Origin of the sequence: Streptomyces sp. NPDC058401 (assembly GCF_042722885.1) — a bacterium.
In the GTDB taxonomy this organism is placed as follows: Bacteria; Actinomycetota; Actinomycetes; order Streptomycetales; family Streptomycetaceae; genus Streptomyces.
Genome location: NZ_JBHXKA010000095.1, coordinates 1 through 21,574, shown reverse-complemented (window position 1 = coordinate 21,574; position 21,574 = coordinate 1). Strand labels below are relative to the sequence as shown.

Genomic DNA, 21,574 nt, shown 5'->3' with positions numbered 1-21,574 from the left:
CTCGTGCTGGGGAACCGGAGGCAGGCAGCACAGCGATGGAGGCTGGTACCGGGCTCCGGCTCCGTTTACCTCGACGGTGCCGGCCGCCGGAGGACCCGGCGGCACGAGCCGCGCACCTCCGGAACGGGGCAATCCGGCTCCCCGCCCCCGAAGCTGCCGGGGTGGGTCACGGTTGCGGGTCAGCGCCGGATTCGCACCGGCTTCCCCCCGTACGGAAGTGTGGACGACGCCCATACTCTACCGGCCCGTAGCCCCGGGGCCGGGTGGCGCCGCCCACCCGCACCCCTTACACGGCGCGGTACGTCACGGGGTCGCTGCCCGGTACCGCCTCCGCGCGGCCCTGCTTCACCAGGCGCCGCAGGTGGGCTTCCGCTTCGGAGACGGCGATGTTGCGGGAGCCGTACGGGATCTGCTCCCAGGGCCGGTTCCACTCCATCCGCTCCGCCAGCGCCCACGGGGTCAGCGGCTCGGCGGCGAGCAGCTCGCGCAGCCCCGCGAGCCGCTCCTCGTGGTGGTCCAGGAGCTCCCGTACGCGGCCCGGCGCGTCGGTGAAGGCGTGCTGGTGGGCCGGGAGCACCTCGGCCGGCTGGAGGCGGCCGATGCGTTCGAGGGAGTCGAGGTAGTCGCCGAGGGGATCGGTGACCTGCTCCGAGGAGGGGTCCTCGTACAGGCCGATGTGCGGGGAGATCCCGGGCAGCAGGTGGTCCCCGGAGAAGAGGCGGCCGTTGCCGGGGAGGTTCGCCGGATGCTTCTCCTCCAGGTGGAGGCAGACGTGGCCGGGGGTGTGCCCGGGGGTCCAGACGGCCCGCAGGCGGCGGCCGGCCAGCGGCAGCAGCTCGGCGGGCACGATCTCCCGGTCGGGGACGGCGGCGTGCAGCCCGGGCAGGGTGCGCATGCGGCCGCTCGCGCGGGCGGCGCGCAGCGGGGCGATGTGCTCCTCGGGGGCTCCGGCGGTGGCCAGCTTCTCGGCCATGTAGTCGAACCAGACGCCCGGTTCGGAGGAGCGGGTCCGTACGACGACCTCGGTGTCGGCGGCGTGCATGGCGATCCAGGCGCCGGAGGCCTCGCGGACCTGGCCGGACAGGCCGTGGTGGTCGGGGTGGTGGTGGGTGATGACCACGCCGTGCACGTCGGCGACGGGGATGGAGAGGGCGCCGAGGCCGGCGACCAGGGTGTCCCAGGAGGCGGGGTCGTCCCAGCCGGTGTCGATGAGGACCGGACCGCGGTCGGTGTCGAGGACGTGGACGAGGGTGTGGCCGAGCGGGTTGTCGGGGATGGGGACCTTGATGCCCCACACGCCGCCGCCGTGGTCGGTGACGTGAGGTGCCACGTCCGGGGTGTCCTCTGCCATGAGGGGCTCCGCTCTTACGGCTCCAACAGGAACGTGTTGCAATAGTCGCCCAAGTCGACCATTTTTGCGGGCTCCTGACTAGTCGTTGGATCTTCGGGGCGCCCGGTGAACCGATGCACGGGCGGTTCGGTCAGCTCCGTGGACTCCTAGAACTAGAACTGGTATCAGTTCTGCAACGCCAAGCCGCAGGAGGCATCAGCCATGACCGAGCTCGTGGAACACGGAAAACTGTTCATCGGCGGTGAGTGGACGGATCCGCTGGGCTCCGACACGATCAAGGTCGTCTCGCCCCACACCGGGCAGGTCATCGGCAGCGTCCCGCACGCCTCGAAGGCGGACGTCGACCGGGCCGTCGCCGTGGCCCGCAAGGCCTTCGACGAGGGCCCCTGGCCGCGCACCACGCTCGAAGAGCGGATCGCGGTGGTCACCAGGATCAAGGACGCGATAGGCGCCCGCTACGAGGAGATCGCCGCCTCGATCAGCTCCCAGAACGGCTCCCCGTACTCCTGGAGCATCATGGCCCAGGCCCTCGGGCCGATGATGGTCTACGACGCCGCGATCACCGTGGCCCGCAACTACCCGTACGAGGAGTTCCGCCAGGGCGCCCTCGGCCCGATCCTCGTACGCCGCGAGGCCGTCGGCGTCGTCGCCGCCGTCATCCCGTGGAACGTCCCGCAGTTCGTGGCCGCCGCCAAGCTCGCGCCCGCGCTGCTCACCGGCTGCACGGTGATCCTCAAGCCGTCCCCCGAGGCGGTCCTCGACTCCTACATCCTCGCCGACATCGCCCGCGAGGCCGGGCTGCCCGAGGGCGTGCTGTCGATCCTGCCCGCCGACCGCGAGGTCAGCGAGTACCTCGTCGGCCACCCGGACGTGGACAAGGTCGCCTTCACCGGCTCCGTCCCCGCCGGCCGGCGGGTCATGGAAGTCGCCTCGAAGAACCTCACCCGCGTGACCCTCGAACTCGGCGGCAAGTCCGCGGCCGTCATCCTCCCGGACGCCGACCTCGACACCGCCATCGCCGGCATCGTGCCCGCGGCCTGGATGAACAACGGCCAGGCCTGCGTGGCCCAGACCCGCGTCCTCGCCCCGCGCAGCCGCTACGAGGAGATCGCCGAGGCCCTCGCCGCCGCGGCCTCCGCGCTGGTCGTCGGCGACCCGATGGACCCCGCGACGCAGCTCGGCCCGCTGGTGGCCCGGCGGCAGCAGCAGCGCTCGCTCGACTTCATCCGGATCGGCCAGGAGGAGGGCGCCAAGATCCTGTCCGGCGGCGGCCGCCCGGGCAACTCCGACCTGGACCAGGGCTGGTACGTGGAGCCGACCCTCTTCGGAGACGTCGACAACTCGATGCGGATCGCCCGCGAGGAGATCTTCGGCCCGGTCGTCTGCCTGATCCCCTACAGGGACGAGGCGGAGGCGGTACGGGTCGCCAACGACTCGGAGTTCGGGCTCAGCGGCAGCGTCTGGACCGGCGACGTGGAGCACGGCATCGACTTCGCGCGGCAGGTGCGGACCGGCACCTTCAACGTGAACACCTTCAGCCTGGACATGCTCGGGCCGTTCGGCGGCTACAAGAACAGCGGCGTCGGGCGGGAGTTCGGCCCCGAGGGGCTGAGCGAGTACCTGGAGCACAAGATGATCCACCTCCCGGCAGGGTACGTACCCCCCGCGGCCGGTGCCTGATGGGCGACCGCTGGCACGTCGAAGTGGACCGCGGGGTCTGCATCGGCTCGGGCATGTGCGTGAACCACGCGCCTGAGGGCTTCGCCCTCGACTCGGCGCGGCAGTCGCACCCACGGGCGGCGGAAACGGACGCGAACGAGCCGGTCCTGACCGCGGCGGAAGGCTGCCCGGTCGAAGCGATCGCGATCACCCTGCTGGGCAGCGGCGAGGCGGTATTCCCTCCGGAGGACTGAGGGGGCCGTCGCGGGGCCGGGGCCGGGCCGGGAAACTGGGCCCCGGCCCGTTCCCGTGCGCGGCGCCGCTGCCGGGGAGCAGCCCCCGGACCCCTGCGCCCCAAACGCCGGCGGGGCCGGAAGTGGTCGGCGCCGGACTGCGGGTGCGGGTCGCCGGACAGCCCGGTGCCCCGCCGTTCGGCTACGGCGGGATCAGGACTTTTTCGGGGGCGGCTCAGGCGCCGCCGCCGGGGGTTCCGGGGCCGTGAGGTCGATCAGGCGGCAGACCGTTTCGATGTCGATCTTGACCTGGGCGATCGAGGCGCGGCCCGAGAGCCAGGTGATCAGGGCCGAGTGCCAGGTGTGCTCGATCACCCGGACCGCGGAGAGCTGTTCCGCCGTCGGCGGGGCGTCCAGGCCCATCGCGTCCAGGATGATCGCCGTCGTCAGGCGGGAGACCGTGTCCACCTCGGGGCTCACGCTGCGGTCCGCGAAGGTGAGGGCCCGGACCATCGCGTCCGCGAGGTGCGGCTCCCGCTGGAGGGCGCGGAAGGCGCGCATCAGGGTCTCCGCGACCCGGGCCGCGGGCTCCTCCCCGGCCGGCGGACGCTTGCGCAGGGTTCCGTGCATGTGCTGGAGCTGGTCCTGCATGGTGGCGACGAGCAGGTGCACCTTGGAGGGGAAGTACCGGTAGAGGGTGCCCAGGGCCACGCTGGAGGACTCCGCCACCTCCCGCATCTGCACCGCGTCGAAGCCGCCCCGGCTGGCCAGCTGGGCGCTGGCGTGCAGGATCCGCCTGCGGCGTGCCTCCTGGCGCTCCGTCAGGGGCGGAGACGCCGGTGTGGTGACGGCTGGGGTCACGGCCTTCGCTTCCGCTGTCATCTGTCCCGTTCCGGTTCCGAGGCGTTGCAGTTCCAAGGCGTTCATGTCTGTGCCGGGGGACGGCCGCGGGAGTTGCCCCGGGCCGTCGCGCGCCCAGCATGGCAGGCGCCCGATCCGTGGCGCGAATCACCCGCCACCCCTCTTACGGTGTGGTTTCCGGCCGGTAGATTCAATGCTCTTCAACGGATCAAGTCTGAAACTTGTTCTACATTATCCGAGCGGTTACGCTCCGGCGAAAGTGCAGGGAGAAGGGGGCCGAGAGTGACCGCAGAGGCCATGGTGACGAGCCCTACGAGCCTTCCGACGGGGTCCGCCGCCGCCGACGGCCGCCCGTTGCGGATCGCACTCCTCACCTATAAGGGGAACCCGTTCTGCGGTGGCCAGGGCGTCTACGTCCGCCACCTCGCGCGCGAGCTCGTCAAGCTGGGCCACTCCGTCGAGGTCATCGGCGCGCAGCCCTACCCGGTGCTGGACACCGACGCCCTCACCGGCGCCGGAGCCACCCTCACCGAGCTGCCCAGCCTGGACCTGTACCGCAGCCCCGACCCGTTCCGCACCCCGGGGCGCGACGAGTACCGCGACTGGATCGACGCCGTCGAGGTCGCCACCATGTGGACCGGCGGCTTTCCCGAACCGCTGACCTTCTCGCTGCGGGCGCGCAGGCACCTGGCCGCGCGCGCGGGCGAGTTCGACGTCATCCACGACAACCAGACCCTGGGGTACGGGCTGTTGGCGGACCTCGGTGCCCCGCTGGTCACCACCATCCACCACCCCATCACCGTCGACCGCAAGCTGGACCTGGCCGCCGCCAAGGACCGCAGGAAGCGCGCCTCGGTGCGCCGCTGGTACGGGTTCACGCGCATGCAGGGCCGCGTCGCCCGGCGGCTGGCCTCCGTGCTCACCGTCTCCGGCTCCTCCAAGAAGGAGATCGCCGAGCACCTCGGCGTGCGGGACGAGCGCATCCACGTCGTCCACATCGGCGCCGACACTGACCTCTGGTCGCCCGACGCCTCCGTGGCCGAGGTGCCCGGGCGGATCGTGACCACCTCCAGCGCCGACGTCCCGCTCAAGGGGCTCGTGCACCTCGTCGAGGCGCTCGCGAAGCTCCGTACCGAACAGCCCGACGCCCACCTCGTCGTCGTCGGCAAGCGCGCCGAACGGGGCCCGGTGGCCCGGGCGATCGAGACGTACGGACTCCAGGACGCCGTCCGCTTCGTCAAGGGCATCACCGACACCGAACTCGTCGACCTCGTCCGCAGCGCCCAGATCGCCTGCGTGCCCTCCCTGTACGAGGGTTTCTCCCTCCCGGCGGCCGAGGCCATGGCCACCGGCACCCCGCTGGTCGCCACCACCGGCGGCGCGATCCCCGAAGTCACCGGACCCGACGGCGAGAGCTGTCTCGCCGTGCCGCCCGGCGACGCGGGCGCGCTGGCCGCCGCGCTGGGACGGCTGCTGGGCGACCCCGAACTGCGCACCCGGCTCGGCGCCGCCGGCCGCGAGCGGGTGCTGTCCCGCTTCACCTGGGCCAAGGCCGCCGAGGGCACCGTCGTCCACTACCGGACCGCCATCGAGCGGGCAGCCGCGGCGGCTCCCCAGTCCCGGGCGGCGAAGGCCGGGGCCCCGAAGGTCCGTACCGCCCGGTAACCTCACCCTTCCGTCCGATGCAGTTCCCTTCCCACCCCCGCGACCGCGAAGGCAGGACCACGTGCTGACCGTCGATTTCTCCCGGTTCCCGCTCGCCGCAGGCGACCGCGTACTCGATCTGGGCTGCGGCGCAGGCCGGCACGCCTTCGAGTGCTACCGGCGCGGCGCCCAGGTGGTCGCCCTCGACCGCAACGGCGAGGAGATCCGCGAGGTCGCCAAGTGGTTCGCCGCGATGAAGGAGGCCGGCGAGGCCCCGGCCGGCGCCACCGCCACCGCGATGGAGGGCGACGCCCTCGCGCTGCCCTTCCCCGACGAGTCCTTCGACGTCGTCATCATCTCCGAGGTGATGGAGCACATCCCCGACGACAAGGGCGTCCTCGCCGAGATGGTCCGCGTCCTGAAGCCCGGCGGACGCATCGCCATCACCGTGCCGCGCTACGGCCCCGAGAAGATCTGCTGGGCGCTGTCCGACGCCTACCACGAGGTCGAGGGCGGCCACATCCGCATCTACAAGGCGGAGGAGCTGCTCGGCAAGATGGAGTCCGCGGGCCTCAAGCCGTACGGCACCCACCACGCGCACGGCCTGCACTCGCCGTACTGGTGGCTCAAGTGCGCCTTCGGCGTCGACAACGACAAGGCACTGCCCGTCAAGGCGTACCACAAGCTCCTGGTCTGGGACATCATGAAGAAGCCCGCGCTGACCCGGCTCGCGGAGCAGGCCCTGAACCCGGTCATCGGCAAGAGCTTCGTCGCCTACGCCACCAAGCCGCACCTCCCCGTGGCCGCGGCCGGTGCCGCGGCGGAGCCCGCGGCCGTGGGCGCCGCACAGTGAGCTCTCCCGGGCGCACCGCACCCGAACACCTGGTCCTGGACGGCGTGCTGACGGCCGATCAGGCCGCCGCCACCGTCGCCGGGATCCTCGCCGCGCAGCGCGCCGACGGGGCCATACCGTGGTTCCGCGGGCACCACCTCGACCCGTGGGACCACACCGAGGCCGCGATGGCCCTCGACGCGGCCGGCGAGCACGAGGCCGCCGAGCGGGCCTACGACTGGCTGGTGCGCCACCAGAACGACGACGGCTCCTGGTACGCGGCCTACGCCGACCGCGAGGACGGGGTCGACACCCGCGAGCCGCAGGACGCGAGCCGCGAGACCAACTTCACCGCCTACCTCGCCGTCGGCGTCTGGCACCACCACCTGTCCACCGGGGACGAGGCCTTCCTCGAACGGATGTGGCCCGCCGTGTACGCGGCCGTCGAGTTCGTGCTGCGGCTCCAGCAGCCCGGCGGCGAGATCGGCTGGAAGCGCGAACCGTCCGGCGAGGCCGTCACGGACGCCCTGCTCACCGGGTCCTCCTCCATCCACCAGGCGCTGCGCTGCGCGCTGGCCATCGCCGAGTACCGGGGCGATCCGCAGCCCGACTGGGAACTGGCCGCGGGCGCCCTCGGGCACGCGATACGCCGGCACCCGGAGCGGTTCCTCGACAAGTCCCGCTACTCCATGGACTGGTACTACCCGGTCCTCGGCGGGGCACTGACCGGCGCCGGGGCGAAGGCCCGGATCGAGGAGCGCTGGGAGGAGTTCGTCGTACCGGACCTCGGCGTACGGTGCGTGCTGCCGAACCCGTGGGTGACCGGCGGCGAGTCCTGCGAACTGGCGCTCGCGCTGTGGGCGACGGGGGAGTCCGACCGGGCCCTGGAGATCCTGCGCTCGATCGGCCACCTGCGGGCCGACAATGGCATGTACTGGACCGGGTACGTCTTCGACGACCGGACGGTCTGGCCCGTGGAGCAGACCACCTGGACGGCGGGCTCGCTGCTCCTCGCGGTGGCCGCCCTGGGCGGCGACGAGGCCACCGGCACGGTCTTCGGCGGGCTGACGCTGCCGGGTGGGCTGGAACCGGACTGCTGTGGCTGACGGTTGATGCGCAACGGGAGTGGGCACGGGCTCAGCCCGTGCCCACTCCCGTCTCACGACCTGCTCTACACCACGTTGACGTGGTCCTCGCGGCCGATGGCTACGTAGTACGGCGCGGTGGCGTCGAGGTAGCGGATCTGCCAGGCGCCGTCACTGCGGGCGGTGACCTTGGTGCTGAACGAGCCGTTGGCGGCGGTCGTCGCGGCACCCTGGTAGGTCCAGGCGGAGCCGGGCGCATCGGCCTTGAAGTAGACGCGGACCTTCTGGCCGGCGACCGGCAGCCAGGCGGTACCGGACTTCGCCTGGAGGTATCCGCTGGCGGTGATCTTGGTCCCGGCGCGGACGTCCTCGGGGGCCAGGTTGTCGCGGACTATCTGCGTCGTTTTGCGGGTGAGCCGGACCACCGGGGCGGCGGGGCCGATGTCGGCGGTGCCGGCGTAGCGCAGGCGGACGGAGTGGCCGTCCTGTGCGGCCGTGTGCTTCACCTGCTGGCTGAAGTCCGTCCCGAAGGCGGTGGTGAAGGACTTCACCGTCTTCCACCCCGTCTTCCCGTCCGCGGAGAGCTGCACGTCGACCTTGGCCTTGGCCCCTGCGGGCGCGGACCCCTGCTGGACGGCCAGCCGGCCGCCGACGGTGATCGTCCGGTCCTTGTCCGCGCTCACGCTCAACGGGGAGAAGGCGGTGGTGTGCGTGGCGTCCACGGACAGGCGGCTGGAGAGGTCACCGGTGAACCACCCGTTGTTCCACCACGGGTACAGCTCCGCGCGCGCGTATCCGTCCTGCGTGACGGGGTAGGGCACGTCGAAACCACCGGCGGCGTCACTGGCCCGGGAGGCCCAGCACGCCTGGTCCTCGGGGCATCCCTCGGTGGACACGCCCACACCCGCACCCTCCAGCGGACGGACGGTGCCGTCGGCGGCGGTCCAGGTCATGGTTCCCCGGACGGACACCTTGCTGCCGTAACGCCCGACGATCCCCCCGGCGGGCTGCCGGACGGTGAACTTGACGGGTGTTGCGCGCAAGCCGAGTTCCAGTTTCCGCTCGGCCAGGATGTGGTACGGGCCCGAATCCGTGGCGAGGGTGACCTGGAGGCCGGGCTTCGACTCACCAGCCTCGTACTGGAAGAGAGCGGCGAAGCGGCCCGCACCGTCGGTGGTCAGGGACTCAATCAAATTGTTGCCCCAGTAGCTCCCGCGGAACAGGTGCACCGGCGCGTCCGCGAGCGGCTTCACCTCGTGGGTGCGGGGGTGCTCGGCCACCAGGGTGCCGGAGGCCTTGCCGCTGCGGTGCTCGTAGGAGAGCACCGGAGTGCTGGACACCAGGGAGGTGAACCGGGGGTTGAGCGCGTAGGGGAAGGCCGGTCCCTCTGCCGGGTACTCCTTCTCTTCCGCACTCCCCTTGTTGAGGACGACGTTGACGAGGTACATGCCCATGTCCTTGAGGACGAGCGGGCCGGATTCGGTGCTGAGCAGGCTGCAGTCGTCGTCGAGCTCGGTCACGCACGTCCAGTCGCCGAACCCGCCGACCTCTGCCACGACCTTGTCGCCGTCCTTGGGCCGGACCCGGACCACCGTCTTCCCTGCGGGTGGCCGATCGCTGGTGAGTCGAATGCGGATGTCGCCGCCGGACTGGACCACGTAGACGTTCGGCGGGTAGTCGGCGTCATCGGCCTGCGCCACCGACCCGAAGCCGAGGCCGGACGCGGCCGCGGTGACGGCCAGGGCGATGCCGAGCGACGTCATCACCTTCTTCAACGATCCTCCAGGAGACTGCATGTGCATGTGCCGATGGTTCAAGAAGGGTGTGGCCGCCGGCGGCTGACCAGGAATCACGGGGTCCCCACGGTGAAGGTGGGGCTCGTGACGGGTTCGAGTCCCTTGGCGCCCTCGAAGTGGATGCGCCAGGTGCCGTCTGCGGGGAAGGTGCCCGGCTCCAGCGTGCAAAGGATCCGCCCCGTGCGCGGGAGGTGGGTGCTCCGGTACGTCTTCCAGCCGGTCTTGCCGTCAGCCGAGTGCTGGATGCGGTACACGTCCTGCTCCGTGTTCGTGCCGTAGCCGAGGCGCATACTGCCCCGGATGGTCAGACGGCCCTTCGGGTCCTTGGCCGCGTTCAGGCCCCAGAGGGCCACGGTCCGGTCGACCTTCACGGTGACGGAGGCACGGGTGACACCGTCGAGCAGTGCCCCGGGACTGTGGGTCACCCCCAGCACGGTGTCCCCGTGCTGGGTGTACCGGTCCCAGACGAAGCTGCGTCCGCCGTCCTGCCACAGGAGCTTTCCGCACGTCGGACCGTGGTTCTCCCAGCCTTCGCAGGTGTCCCCGTCGGTCGTGAGGTCGGTGAGGGGGAGGGGGTGCAGTGCGCCGTCCCCGCCCCGGTAGAAGACCTTGCCCGAGATGCGGAAGCGGCTCTCGTATCCCGGGGACACCGAGGACGGGGTGTCCAGGGCTATGACGACCTTGCGCTTTTCGACGGGAAGTTCCGCCGTGACCGGGGCGGCGCCGTCGGCATGCGCCGTCACGCCCATGCCGGTGTTCTGCGTGGTGTAGGTGTAGGAGGTGGAGAACCTGCCGTCGCTCCCGACAAGGACCGGCTGCGGTATGCGCGCGCCGAGCCGGCCTACGAAGTTGATCTCCACCGTGCGGCCCTTGAGCGGGGTCTCCGCGCGGGTGCGGGGATCGCGCAGGGTCAGCTTGCCGGTGACCGTCGCCGTCGGCTTTTCCAAGGAGACCGGTGCGGTCGCCTGGTCCAGGGTGACCACGGGGTGCGGCAGGTAGCGCAGCTCGCCGCTGTCCGCGCAGCGGACGGCCTTGCCCGCGGCATTGGTGTACCGGACGTCGAGGGCGTACCGGCCGAGCGAGGCGAGTGCCGGCAGCGCGGCGGAGCGGTGGCGCACGCCGAAGTCGGGCCTTGCCGCGGACTCGAAGCCCCCCGCGGTGGCCAGCACCTTCGTGGTCCCCGGCGCACGGACGTCGACCTGGAGGTTGTTCAGGGCGCCGAAGGCGTCGACCTGGACCCGGGCGGCGTCCGCGAGATCGGTCACGGCCACCACGTCACAGGCGTTGGCGGCCGGTGCGGCGAGGCTGCCCGGTGCGGCGGCGACCATCGTCGCGGCGATGCCGAATGCGGCAACCAGGGCCGTTGTCGTACGAGTTGTACTGGCGGACATCGACGGATGTCCTCCTGTCTCATGGTGTCCCGAGGAGCCGGACCGGGGCAGCCCCGTCCGGTGTCCTGTGCTGTCGTTGTTCGTGGGCGGGCATGGCGGGACCCCCGTACCGGCCTCGCCCGCCCCGCGTCCGCCGGTGCGTGGAGTGGGTCAGCGGATGGGGGCGTAGTCCTCGCGGCGGTGCGGGCGTCCCCCGGTGGAGAAGGCGAACAGGAAGATGCCGGCGGGCTCCCCCCGGGGAGTCGTCACCGGAGCCGCTGCGGGGGCGGCCGGGGCGGCGGGCACTGTCGCCGGGTGGGGCGCGGAGTGGGCTGCGGAGATCGCCTCCGGCGCCGTGTACTTCTTCAAAGGAGCCCCCCCGGGCGAAGTCCAACTGATCAACCTGATCAACTCTCGCCCGTACGACCCGCGGCGGGCACGGATGGTTGCCCTCGCGCGCCGGAATTTTCGGAAGAGGCCCACGGCTGCCGTCGACCTGCCCCCGACATGCCGCCGCTCGCCCACCGGCCTACGGAGGGCGAGCGGGGAGTTCGTGGGGTGAGGGGGGAGAGAAGAGGGGGACAGCGAGGGGTGAGGGGGGAAGGGGGTGGTTCAGCGGCGGTAGAGGCGGCCCGCGATGGCGTGGCCGATGACCAGGTAGGCGACGGCGGCGATGCCGTAGCCGACCACCACCTGGACCCAGTCGCGGTTGAAGGTGAAGAGGTCGTACGACCAGCCGGCCAGCCAGCTCGCCGCGTCGTGGATGAAGTCGACCAGGCCGTTCCCCTGGTTGGCGTCCAGCAGGAACAGCAGGATCCACAGGCCGATGATGAAGGCCATGACGTCCGCCACGACCGCGACGGCGCGGCCCGCCTGGCTGCTTCCTCTGGTGTGTGCTCGCGTGTGTGTGGGCATGTCGCGCTTGTGGCCGTTCCCCGGCCGGATAAACCCACCGGGTAGACCCGAACGGGCCCCCCGGGTGGCGGAGTCGGGTGCCCGGGGTGAGGCTGCGGGGGACGCCTCAGTCCCCGGAGGAGACCCGTGTCCCTACCCACCACAGCCGTTCGCTTTCGCCGTACCCTCACGGCGGTGCTCCTGTCCTGCGCCCTGCTCGGCGGTGCCACCGCCTGCGGTTCGGGCGGGGGCGACAAGGCCGCCGCCGGTCAGGCCGACGAGGTTTCGGTGGCCATGGCCGCGTTCGCGGAGGCCGACGCGGCCGCTTCCGCCGAGGACGCGGAAGCCGCCGCCGCCTCTCCCTCGGCCACCAGCCCGGAAGAGAAGCAGAAGTTCGCCAAGACCCGCTTCGTCGCCAACGCCGGACTCGCGGCCGGAGCCACGTACCAGTGGATCGTCAAGCCGTACAAGGCCGGCAAGTTCAAGAAGGGCGCCAAGGGCCGCACCTTCGCCCTGGTCAAGGCGGGCCTCGCGGGCGCCTTCGCCTACAACCGGCTGAAGGCGGCCAGTGAGAACGCCAAGGGCGACCCGCTGCTGTCGAAGGCCGTGGGCCCGCTGACGGCGGGCATCGACTCCCTCAAGGGACTCGGTTCCAAGCTGCGCAAGGGCCAGGCCGGGGACTCCGACATCGGTGCCTTCGAGGACGTCATCAACAGCGTCAAGGAGGCCGGCAAGAGCGCCGGCGCCCCGGTGACCGACAAGATCCCGAGCGCGGGGCAGCTGACCGGCTGAGTACCGCCGCTCACCCGTGAACAGGGGGAACGGGCCGGACCGGGAGATTCCGGTCCGGCCCGTTCCGTCTGTTCACCTGTTTGAATGGGTGGGTGATCGAGTACGTGTTCTTCGCCGGAGCCGCCGCCGGAACCGGCTGGCTGATGCGCCGCAAGCACCGCCGCCGCCAGGCCGGCGCGCCCGTGCCCGGGATCCCGTGCATGGCCCGCCGGCCCGCGGGCAGCGGCCGCTGGCGCAGCGGCCGGGTGTACGCCGACCAGGGCGCGGCCCGCTGGGTCCCCGGCCGGGGCGAGCCCGTGGTCCTGACCGGCGGCCGGGCCACCGGCGTACGGGTGCCCTCCGTGAAGGAGGGCATCTCCATCAACCCGGGCTCCCGGATCGTGACCGTCACCTTCGAGGGGGACGGCGGCGGCGACGGCGCGGGCGCCGCCATGGAGATCGCCGTGATGCCGCTGGACCTGCGGGAACTGCTCACCGCGGTGCCCCAGGCGGATCCGGAATCCACCTCGGAGACGTCCTAGCTGTTCAGCTCCGCCAGGACCCGCAGGGTGTGCGGGTCGGGGGCGGTCAGGAGCAGGTCGGTCACCGGGCCCTTGCGCCACAGCTCCAGCCGTTCGGCGATCCGCTCCCGCGGTCCGACCAGGGAGATCTCGTCCGCGAAGGCGTCCGGGACGGCCATGACGGCCTCTTCCTTGCGCCCGGCCAGGAACAGCTCCTGGATCCGCTGCGCCTCCTCCTCGTAGCCCATCCGCCCCATGAGGTCGGCGTGGAAGTTGCGGGCCGCGTGCCCCATCCCGCCGATGTAGAAGCCCAGCATCGCCTTCACCGGCAGGAGTCCCTCCGCGACGTCGTCGCAGACCTTCGCCCGGGCCATCGGGGCGATCATGAAGCCTTCGGGGAGTTCGGACAGCGAGGCCTGGTAGACGTCCGTGCGGGTCGGTGACCAGTAGAGGGGGAGCCAGCCGTCCGCGATGCGGGTGGTCTGGGCGATGTTCTTCGGGCCCTCGGCGCCGAGCAGGACCGGCAGGTCGGCCCGCAGCGGGTGGGTGATGGGCTTGAGCGGCTTGCCGATTCCGGTGCCGTCCGCGCCTTGGTAGGGGTGGCTGTAGAAGCGGCCGTCGAGGGCGACCGGTGCCTCGCGGCGCAGCACCTGGCGGATGACGTCCACGTACTCCCGGGTCGCCGTCAGGGGGCTGGAGGGGAAGGGGCGCCCGTACCAGCCTTCGACCACCTGCGGCCCGGACAGGCCGAGGCCGAGCATCATGCGGCCACCGGACAGGTGGTCCAGGGTCAGGGCGTGCATGGCGGTGGCGGTCGGGGTGCGGGCGGCCATCTGCACGATGGCGGTGCCCAGGCGGATGCGCGAGGTGTGCGCGGCGATCCAGGTGAGCGGGGTGAAGGCGTCCGAGCCCCAGGCCTCGGAGGTCCAGACGGAGTCGTAGCCGAGGTTCTCGGCTTCGGCGGCGAGGTCGAGGTGGTCCGGATTGGGGCCGCGGCCCCAGTAGCCGAGTGCGAGTCCGAGGCGCATGTGACGGTCCCCTCCACGAATCTGACGATGCGTCAGGTGACTGTAGGGCAACGGCCCCCCACCCGGAAGGGCGGGGGGCCGTCGATGAGGCGTGTGCGCGGGGTCAGCCCCGCTGGATGCCCGAGGTGTCGTTCAGGACGCCGCGGCGGCCGTCCTGGGTCTGGGCGATCAGGGTCGCCGGACCGCGCTGCTCCACGGCCAGGTACCAGGTGCCGGGCGCGAGCTCCGCGATCGGGGCCGGGCTGCCGTCCTCGGCGAAGAGCGGCCGGGCCACCGGAACGGCGAACCAGAACGGCGTGAAGTCCGCCGCCGGAGCCGGGGCCTGGTCCTGCGGGGGCTGGGGCTGCTCCTGGCCGCCGTAGGGCGGGACCGGCTGCGGGGCGGCCCCGTACGGCTGCGGCTCCTGGCCGCCCGGGTACCCGTACCCGGCGCCCGGCTGCTGCTGCCCGTACGGCGGGACGGCGGCGGTGGCCGGCTTCGGATCCGGCACGAGCTGCGCGGCGAGCGCAGGGATCTTCGGGCCGAAGAGGTTCACGCCGGCCAGCGCCGCGGTGGCGAGGAAGGCGATGACGGCGCCCGCGCCGAGGTCATTGCCCGTCGGGCAGACGATCAGCCCCCACAGCGCGGACCAGGCCGCCGCGACGGAGAGCACCGTGCCCCAGGCCTGGAACGGCAGGCCCAGCAGCTGGCGTCCGGCGGGCTGCAGGCGCCCGGCGACGAGCAGGCCGACGGCGACGAACGCGATCAGGAAGATGCTCGGCAGCACCAGGCCGTACGAGTCGGTGTCCCACGCGCTCTCTGTGTCGACGTTGGTCACGGAATAGAAATCGAGGAACGAGGCGATGAACAGCAACGCCGCTGCTCCGATCACCACGCCGTCGCCTCGAGTGAGGGATCGGATGTTCACGTCTCAGGTGTCCTTCTCGGTCTCGTCGTCTCGTGGTGCCGTGGGCGCCCGCCGTGACGCAGGGGGCGGGCGGCACCATGGTACGGAGCTTCGCCGCGGCCGAGAGGATCGGGGCTGCGGGCCGTCCGGAAGGACGGTCCTGGTGGCCCTACCCGCCGAGGAAGCCGACGATGCCGTCCGCGATGCCCTGGGCTGCTTTCTGCCGCCACTCCGGACTCGACAGCTGCGCCGCGTCCTTGGCATCACGCATGTTGCCGCATTCGATGAACACCTTGGGGCGGGTCGAGAGGTTCAGTCCGCCCAGATCGTCGCGGACGACCAATCCGGTGCCGCTGCCGAGGTAGTTCGCGGGGGCGGAACCGGTGGTCCGGGCGAAGTTCCCGGCGATCCGCTCGCCGAGCTGCCGGGACGGCTCGATGATCTTCGCGGTGTCGGCGCCGCCGCCCTTGACCTTGGCCGGGAGGATGACGTGGAAACCGCGGCTGCCGGCCGAGACCCCGTCCGCGTGGACGGAGACCACGGCGTCGGCGGCGGCCTCGTTGCCGATGCGGGCGCGCTCGTCGATGCACGGGCCGAAGGGGCGCGCCTTGCCGGCCTCGTGGGTGAGGACCACCTTGAGGCCCTTGGCCTCCAGGACGGCGCGCAGGCGCTTCGACACGTCCATGCTGAACTCGGCTTCCATGTAGCCCGAGTTGGTGGTCGTGCCGGTGGTGTCGCACTCCTTGCGGTTGCTGCCGATGTCCACCTGGCGGTTGATCTCGGTGGTGTGCTGGAAGTTGCCCGTGTTGTGCCCGGGGTCGATGACCACGGTGCGGCCGGCGAGGGCGTTCGCCGCGGCGGGGGCGGTGCCCCCGGGGCTCGCGCCGGGGGCCGGAGCCGCGGCGGGACCCCCGGCGGGGCTCCCGGCCGGGCTCGCGGACGGACTGCCGGACGGGCCGCCGGACGCCGACGCGGAAGGCAGCGCCGCCGATGCCGAGAGCGGCATCACGATCCGCGGCGGCCGCGAGTCGTCGCTCGCACCCCCGCCCAGCACCTCGGTCAGGACCCACCCGGCCAGGCAGGCCGGAGCGATCGCGGCCGCCGCGACGACCAGGGTCGACCGGCGGGCGTACCAGGGCCGGTCCGGGCTGATGGAGCTCGCGGACTCGGGGGACGGCGGGGAGCTTTCGTCGTAGCGCACCCGGCGATGCTAGACCGGAGGTCGGTCGGGTGTACGGACCGTGGGCCATACGGGGGCGCGGTGCGCTTATATGCTCCGCTGACCTGTGGGGGCCGACCCGCTGGGTGGCGTGCCGCCGGGACCCGGGCCGCCGGGCGCCGGGCACGGGTGCGGCGCCGTTGCCGGGGGCGCTGCCCCCGGACCCCCGCGCCTCAAACGCCGGCGGGGCTGGATTTGGCCGGCGGGGCTGGATTGGGCCGGCGGAGCCGAGTGCGGGTCGGGTCAGATGTCCGTGCCCGTGCTCGTGCGGCGCAGGACGCGGAGGGAGTTGGTCGCGGAGGTCTCCTCGAAGGTGCCTGAGGCCAGGGCGCGGACGTAGATGCGGTACGGGGCCTGGCCGCCGTCGGCCGGGTCGGGGAACACGTCGTGGATCACCAGCGTGCCGCCCTCGGCTACGTGCGGGGCCCAGCCCTCGTAGTCGCCGGTGGCGTGCTCGTCGGTGTGGCCGCCGTCGATGAAGACCAGTCCGAGCTTGCCGCCCCAGGCCGCGGCGACCTGCGGGGAGCGGCCGACGATCGCGATGACGTGGTCCTCCAGGCCGGCCTTGTGCAGGGTCCGGCGGAAGGTGGGCAGGGTGTCCATCAGCCCGATCTCCGGGTCCACGACGCTCGGGTCGTGGTACTCCCAGCCGGGCTGCTGCTCCTCGCTGCCCCGGTGGTGGTCCACGGTGAGCACGCTCACCCCCGCTTCGCGGGCGGCGTCGGCGAGCAGGATCGTGGAGCGCCCGCAGTAGGTCCCGACCTCCAGCAGCGGCAGCCCGAGCCGCGCCGCGGCGGCGGCCGCCTCGTACAGCGCGAGTCCTTCTCCCACGGGCATGAACCCCTTGGCGGCCTCGAAGGCGGCGAGGGTCTCCGGCTTGGGGCTGGCCATGGTGTTCCTCCTGCGGGGGCGGGGTGGGCGTCATGAGGCGTACGACGCACGGCTGCACGCGTCGGCGGCCCATGCTGCCTTACCCGCTGGTAGGACGCCATGCCCGGGTCGGACGGCCCGCCGATCGACCGCGATGAGTGACAGTTTTACTTGTCGTAACCTCCTCTGACAGGTAAACATGTCGCATGAGCGATTCGGTAGCGATCCCGACCCCCGACCGGAACGACGAGGACTTCTGGGCCGCCGTCATGACCCTGGTGGAGCCCGCCTGGAGCGAGCCCGCCGAGGACGAGGCCTTCGCCATGGACGACCAGGTGCTCGACGCGGTCCGGCCGCTGGCCCAGCGCATCTCGACCCGCGCGCAGGCCTACCGGGCCGAGGGGCGGCCCTTCGACGCCGCCCTCATGGCCGCGCCGGACGTCCAACTGGCACTGCTGCGGGCGCTGTACGAAGCCAAGCGGTCCGTCGACCGGATGGCGGAGAGCGCCGCGACCGTCGCCGGCCGCAGCGGAGCGACCTACACGCAGCTGGGCGCCGCCTGGGGCGGCATCAAGCGTCAGTCCGCCCGCCTCAAGTGGCCCCACGCGGTGGCGAAGCGGCCCGTCGGCGAGTCCATCCCGCTGCGCTACGCGGGCGGCACCGCCGTCATCCACCACGACTCCGACTCCGATGCCTGGTGGTACACCGCCGTCACCGCCGACGGACGCACCGAGGAATCGGAAGCCGTACACCCCACGTACCCCGAAGCCATCGCCCGGGCGACGGAGTTCCTCCTGAGCCCCACCGACCCGGCGGCCTCCTGACGCCCCTCCCGCGGTCAGCGGCCGAAGAGGCGGGAGAGGGTGCCGGTCCCCGTCCCGCCGCTCCGGCGGCGTTCGCGCAGGGCGCGGCGCAGGTCCGCGCGCGGCCGGTAGGACGTGGCACCGGAACGGCGGAGCCCCGGCCCTTCCCGTCCTGGGTGGACGGGGAGGGCCGGGGCTCCGGGACGGGGCGGTGGGGGTCTACCCGGTCGCGCCGTCGTTGTAGATGTGGATCGCGTCCACACCGACCACGTGGTACGGCGTCTGCGGCTTGGTGTCCTTGACGATCACCGTGAGCGTGTGCAGTCCCTCCGTCAGGTCGACCCGGCCGAGGTTCACGCCGGTCGAGTACACGTGCGGTCCGTAGCCGTCGAAGTAGCCGCCGACCGGCTTCCCGTCGATCTCGAAGGTGACGCCCGCGTAGTCCTTCGCCCGGGTCATCGCCAGGTTCATGGCGTACGAACCGTCACCCGGTGCCGCGAAGGTGTAGTGCATCCGGTCGCCGGCCGTCACGTTGGACATGACGGACTGCTGGCCGCCGGACCAGGCGATGCCGCCCCACTGGCCCTGCCGGCCCAGCTCGCGGGTGGAGGCGCTGGCGAAGAGCTCGGCCTCGTACGTGCCCGTGAGGGGAACCACCTTGACCTGGTCCACCCCGGCCTTGTGGCCGGCCGAGGCCTCGTTCTTGCCGGTGACCGTGAAGGCCAGCGCGTGGGTTCCCTTGGTCAGGTACTGCAGGCCCAGGTCGACCGGGCGGGTCTCCACCACGGGGTGGTAGCCGTCGAAGGGCTGCCCGATCGGTTCGCCGTCCAGGGTGAGCTGGAGGATGCCGTAGTCGCGCGCGGCGGTCTGCTGGGTTCCGAGGGCGTACAGCCCGTCCTCGGCCACCTCGACGTTCAGGGTGAAGGTGTCACCCGCCTTGGCGGCGTCGAAGCGGACGTTCCCGCCGCCCGCGAACCAGGTGCCGTTCAGGTTGCCCTGGGGGACCACCGGCGCGCTCGCCGCGGTCGCGGGGAGCAGCTCCTCGGCCTCCTGGAGGGGGGCCGGGACCAGGTCGATGGAGTCCAGGCCCGACTGGTGGCCCAGGGACGCCGCGTTCTTCCCGGTCACGGTGACCGTGAGGGTGTTGCGGCCCGCGTTCAGCGGGGCGAGGCCCTGGACGCTGGTGCGGGTCGCGACCGCCGGGCTGTACTGGTCCCGGTCCACGCCGATCTTCTTGCCGTTGACGCTGTACGAGACCGTGCCGTAGTCCTTGGCCGTGGTCTCGGCCAGGCTCATCCGGTACACACCGGCCGTCGGGACGTCCAGGGCCAGGGTGTAGCGGTCACCCGCCTTGGTCCCGCCGAACAGCACCTGCTTGCCGCCCGACCAGCTGACCCCGCAGCAGTCGGAGGTCTGTGCGCGGATGCCGGCCGTGGCCTCCTGCGCCGGGAGGAGGTTCTCCGCCTCGATGCGCGGCAGGAACTCGTACGGGCCGGTGCCCGGGTCGCCGAAGTAGCGGAAGTCGACGCGGCCCACGGGCGATTCGTTGCCCGCCTCGTCGACGGCGTAGGCCTTCGCGAAGTGCCGCAGTTCCAGGGGGAGCGGGCCGCCGGTGAAGGGGACGGTCAGGGTGCCGTCGGGGGCGGCGGCAGTGCGCTGGACGGGCTGGTCCTGATCGATGCCGTAGCGGTAGGCCGTGACCTTCTTGCCGTCGCCCGGCTTGAAGGTCAGCTCGTAGCGTTCGGCGTCGTACGAGACCTGCGGGGACTTGGGGGCGGTCCGGTCGACCTTGAACCGGCACGGCGGGTTGGGGTGCCAGGCGGAGGTGGCGGTACCGGCCACCGAGCGGACCTGCCAGGAGTAGGTGGTGCCGTTGTTCATCGTGCTCTTCGGCACCGCGATCCGGGCGACGGCCCCGTTGGACACGTCGACCTGCTGGTCGACGACGTTCCCGCTGCCACCGGTGGGCCACATGATGAAGTGGGCCTTCAGGTTGCCCCCGTCAGGGCTGCCGATGCGGGCGTTGAGCTGCACGTCGGTGTCACCGATGACCGGCGGCTCGGCGCTGCACCCGACGTTGGGGACCATGCCGAGCTCGGCGGGCAGGTTGGGCGGGCTCGCGTACTCGGTGCTGAAGGCGGGGTTGTTGTTGAACTTCTTCCACCCGAACGAATCCGACTCGTTGCTCGCCTTCAGGCCGAAGGTGGTCTCGCCCCAGCCGTACGCGGCGACCTTGTCCCGGACGAAGGAGGTGATGTCCCACTCGATGCCGCCGCCGGGGCAGGCGGTGCCCCAGCCCTTGGCCTCGTTCAGGGTGCCCAGGTGCTGATCCCAGTTGGGCTGCTTGTTCCAGGTGGTGCCGGAGTTGATGCTGCCGGTGTTCCAGAGCTCGACCGGCTTCTTCGTGCATGACCAGGACCACTGGAGGTCGATGCGGAAGGAGGATTTGATGACCGTCTTTCCGGCGAGGGCGCCGGTGCTCATCGACCACAGGCCGCGGCTGAGGCCGCCGGTGTCGCTCTCGTAGCCGACGCGCATGATGTTCTTGCGGCCGGCCGAGTCGGTCTCGTCCTTGTTGTAGAACGAGGTCGTCGGGTACCGCTTGTCCACCCGGACCCACTTGGTGCGCCCGCCGGAGAACCACGGGTCGATGTAGACCGGGTACTGGGTCTTCGGTGCGTCCAGCATCTTGGCGTCCGGGGTGATCTCCAGCGCGGAGCCGGTCACCTTGGTCGCCATGACGGCGTGGCGGGCGCTGTCGTCCGGGGCGAACGCCTTGGGCGCCTCCTCGGAGTGCCCGGCCCGGGCCTTCGGCGCCGCCTGCTTGCTGCGCTCGGCCGTCGCACCGGCGGCCGGTGCTTCCTTGGCGCGCGCGGCGGCCGGGGCGGCCGGGTCGGAGGAGTCCCACATGCGCGGCTCGGGCGCGTAGAAGACCTCTTGGCCCTTCTTGTCGGTGACCCGCAGCTCGCCGCCGGTCGACCTCTTCACGGCCATGCCCGAGGAGTCCAGCCCCAGCCGCAGCGTCCGCAGCGCCGGATTCCTGGCCGCTTCAGGGGTGTTGACCACCAGGACCTGGGCGACACCGCTCACCTCGGCGCGGATCTTCAGGTCCACGTCGGGCAGCACGTCGCGGTAGGTCGCCGTCTCTCCGGACAGTTCCGGAACCGGCAGCGCGGTCGGCCAGGTCAGCGTCATCCGCTCGGATCCCGCACCGAGCCGGACGGCCGGGGACTTGCCCCCGCCGGAGAAGCTCATCGGCTGCGGTACGGCCACCGGGGCGACCGTACCGTCCGCCTGGACGCGCAGCGTGGTGTCCACCGGCGCCCAGCCCTTGTCCTTGCGGACCCGGACGGGCAGCGCGTGCTGTTCGACGGTGAAGGTGCCGGACGGATTGGCGAACACCTGCTCCGTCTCCGACCCGGTGCCCTCCACCTCCACCGGCTTGCCGGTGGACTGGGCCCGGCCGAGGGCGGTCCGCTCGGCCGCGGAAGCCTCGCGTTCCGATATCGGGCTGGCCTCGGCGACCAGGGGATCGACCACGGACAGACCCGTGAGACCGAGACCGGCGGTCACGGCGAGAGCGACGAACCCCCGGCCGGACCGACGGGCCCGATGCCGTTGCGGGGAACTTTCAAACACGACTGAATTTCCTCTGTACTAGCGGTGTGATGGAAGTCGGCTCCGAGCGGCCCGGGTTGCGAAGGGAATTAGGAACCCGGGCCGCCGGATGGTGTGCGGAGGCGAGGGGGTA

The 21,574-nt window shown here is 71.9% G+C and carries 19 protein-coding genes and 1 riboswitch; of the genes, 8 read left to right on the top strand and 11 right to left on the bottom strand.

The window, feature by feature from the left end:
* Window positions 1-126: 126 nt before the first annotated feature.
* Window positions 127-207, bottom strand: a riboswitch (cobalamin riboswitch).
* 79 nt (window positions 208-286) lie between these two features.
* Entirely contained in the window at window positions 287-1,351 is a 1,065-nt protein-coding gene (locus ACFWNV_RS28390) for an MBL fold metallo-hydrolase (RefSeq protein WP_383952500.1), read from the bottom strand.
* Window positions 1,352-1,552: 201 nt separating this feature from the next.
* On the opposite strand from ACFWNV_RS28390, the gene ACFWNV_RS28385 reads away from it, so the two are divergent.
* Both ACFWNV_RS28385 and ACFWNV_RS28380 read left to right on the top strand, forming a co-directional pair.
* Window positions 1,553-3,031 (top strand): aldehyde dehydrogenase, encoded by a 1,479-nt coding sequence (locus tag ACFWNV_RS28385; protein ID WP_383952498.1) that lies wholly within the window; start codon window positions 1,553-1,555, stop codon window positions 3,029-3,031.
* Window positions 3,031-3,264: a ferredoxin gene (locus ACFWNV_RS28380; protein WP_383952496.1), complete on the top strand. Its 234-nt coding sequence runs from the start codon at window positions 3,031-3,033 to the stop codon at window positions 3,262-3,264. Before ACFWNV_RS28385 ends, ACFWNV_RS28380 begins: the two co-directional genes overlap by 1 nt.
* Window positions 3,265-3,456: 192 nt before the next feature.
* Here ACFWNV_RS28380 and ACFWNV_RS28375 read toward each other — a convergent pair whose 3' ends face one another.
* Window positions 3,457-4,125: a TetR family transcriptional regulator gene (locus ACFWNV_RS28375; protein ID WP_383952494.1), complete on the bottom strand. Its 669-nt coding sequence runs from the start codon at window positions 4,123-4,125 to the stop codon at window positions 3,457-3,459.
* A 261-nt stretch (window positions 4,126-4,386) separates the two neighbouring features.
* Here ACFWNV_RS28375 and ACFWNV_RS28370 point away from each other — a divergent pair, with 261 nt between their 5' ends.
* The 3 genes from ACFWNV_RS28370 (at window position 4,387) to ACFWNV_RS28360 (ending at window position 7,686) form a co-directional block, all read left to right on the top strand.
* On the top strand, window positions 4,387-5,769 hold the full coding sequence (locus ACFWNV_RS28370; RefSeq protein WP_383952492.1) for a glycosyltransferase family 4 protein: 1,383 nt from the start codon (window positions 4,387-4,389) through the stop codon (window positions 5,767-5,769).
* A 61-nt stretch (window positions 5,770-5,830) separates the two neighbouring features.
* Entirely contained in the window at window positions 5,831-6,601 is a 771-nt protein-coding gene (locus ACFWNV_RS28365) for a class I SAM-dependent methyltransferase (protein ID WP_383952490.1), read from the top strand.
* Complete coding sequence (locus ACFWNV_RS28360) at window positions 6,598-7,686, top strand: prenyltransferase (RefSeq protein WP_383952488.1); 1,089 nt, start codon at window positions 6,598-6,600, stop codon at window positions 7,684-7,686. The genes ACFWNV_RS28365 and ACFWNV_RS28360 overlap by 4 nt, the downstream gene beginning before the upstream one ends.
* Before the next feature lie 65 nt (window positions 7,687-7,751).
* Here ACFWNV_RS28360 and ACFWNV_RS28355 read toward each other — a convergent pair whose 3' ends face one another.
* The 4 genes from ACFWNV_RS28355 to ACFWNV_RS28340 all read right to left on the bottom strand — a co-directional run bounded on the left by ACFWNV_RS28355 (window position 7,752) and on the right by ACFWNV_RS28340 (window position 11,746).
* Window positions 7,752-9,440, bottom strand: coding sequence for a hypothetical protein (locus ACFWNV_RS28355; protein WP_383952486.1), 1,689 nt, complete (start codon window positions 9,438-9,440; stop codon window positions 7,752-7,754).
* Between the two features lie 74 nt (window positions 9,441-9,514).
* Window positions 9,515-10,852, bottom strand: a complete 1,338-nt coding sequence (locus ACFWNV_RS28350; RefSeq protein WP_383952484.1) for a hypothetical protein — start codon at window positions 10,850-10,852, stop codon at window positions 9,515-9,517.
* A gap of 150 nt (window positions 10,853-11,002) precedes the next feature.
* A complete protein-coding gene (locus ACFWNV_RS28345; protein WP_383952482.1) occupies window positions 11,003-11,200 on the bottom strand; it encodes a hypothetical protein in 198 nt (65 codons plus the stop codon).
* Between the two features lie 243 nt (window positions 11,201-11,443).
* Window positions 11,444-11,746, bottom strand: coding sequence for a hypothetical protein (locus ACFWNV_RS28340; protein ID WP_383952480.1), 303 nt, complete (start codon window positions 11,744-11,746; stop codon window positions 11,444-11,446).
* A 273-nt stretch (window positions 11,747-12,019) separates the two neighbouring features.
* Between ACFWNV_RS28340 and ACFWNV_RS28335 the strand changes: the two genes are divergently transcribed.
* Both ACFWNV_RS28335 and ACFWNV_RS28330 read left to right on the top strand, forming a co-directional pair.
* Window positions 12,020-12,517, top strand: coding sequence for a hypothetical protein (locus ACFWNV_RS28335; RefSeq protein ID WP_383952519.1), 498 nt, complete (start codon window positions 12,020-12,022; stop codon window positions 12,515-12,517).
* Between the two features lie 92 nt (window positions 12,518-12,609).
* A complete protein-coding gene (locus ACFWNV_RS28330; protein ID WP_383952478.1) occupies window positions 12,610-13,038 on the top strand; it encodes a hypothetical protein in 429 nt (142 codons plus the stop codon).
* On the opposite strand, the gene ACFWNV_RS28325 is transcribed toward ACFWNV_RS28330, so the two are convergent.
* From ACFWNV_RS28325 to ACFWNV_RS28310, 4 genes are all read right to left on the bottom strand, one after another.
* Window positions 13,035-14,045 carry an LLM class F420-dependent oxidoreductase gene (locus ACFWNV_RS28325; RefSeq protein WP_383952476.1) on the bottom strand — a complete coding sequence of 337 codons (1,011 nt, stop codon included), beginning with the start codon at window positions 14,043-14,045 and terminating at the stop codon, window positions 13,035-13,037. The two genes, ACFWNV_RS28330 and ACFWNV_RS28325, sit on opposite strands and share 4 nt — an antisense overlap.
* 103 nt (window positions 14,046-14,148) lie before the next feature.
* Window positions 14,149-14,952, bottom strand: a complete 804-nt coding sequence (locus tag ACFWNV_RS28320; protein WP_383952474.1) for a hypothetical protein — start codon at window positions 14,950-14,952, stop codon at window positions 14,149-14,151.
* A 148-nt stretch (window positions 14,953-15,100) separates the two neighbouring features.
* Window positions 15,101-16,132 (bottom strand): N-acetylmuramoyl-L-alanine amidase, encoded by a 1,032-nt coding sequence (locus tag ACFWNV_RS28315; protein ID WP_383952472.1) that lies wholly within the window; start codon window positions 16,130-16,132, stop codon window positions 15,101-15,103.
* A 261-nt stretch (window positions 16,133-16,393) separates the two neighbouring features.
* Window positions 16,394-17,041, bottom strand: a complete 648-nt coding sequence (locus tag ACFWNV_RS28310; protein ID WP_383952470.1) for a class I SAM-dependent methyltransferase — start codon at window positions 17,039-17,041, stop codon at window positions 16,394-16,396.
* Between the two features lie 185 nt (window positions 17,042-17,226).
* Here ACFWNV_RS28310 and ACFWNV_RS28305 point away from each other — a divergent pair, with 185 nt between their 5' ends.
* A complete protein-coding gene (locus ACFWNV_RS28305; RefSeq protein WP_383952468.1) occupies window positions 17,227-17,844 on the top strand; it encodes a hypothetical protein in 618 nt (205 codons plus the stop codon).
* Between the two features lie 198 nt (window positions 17,845-18,042).
* Here the strand turns inward: ACFWNV_RS28305 and ACFWNV_RS28300 are convergent, their stop codons facing one another.
* A complete protein-coding gene (locus ACFWNV_RS28300; RefSeq protein WP_383952466.1) occupies window positions 18,043-21,396 on the bottom strand; it encodes a hypothetical protein in 3,354 nt (1,117 codons plus the stop codon).
* Window positions 21,397-21,574 lie beyond the last annotated feature (178 nt).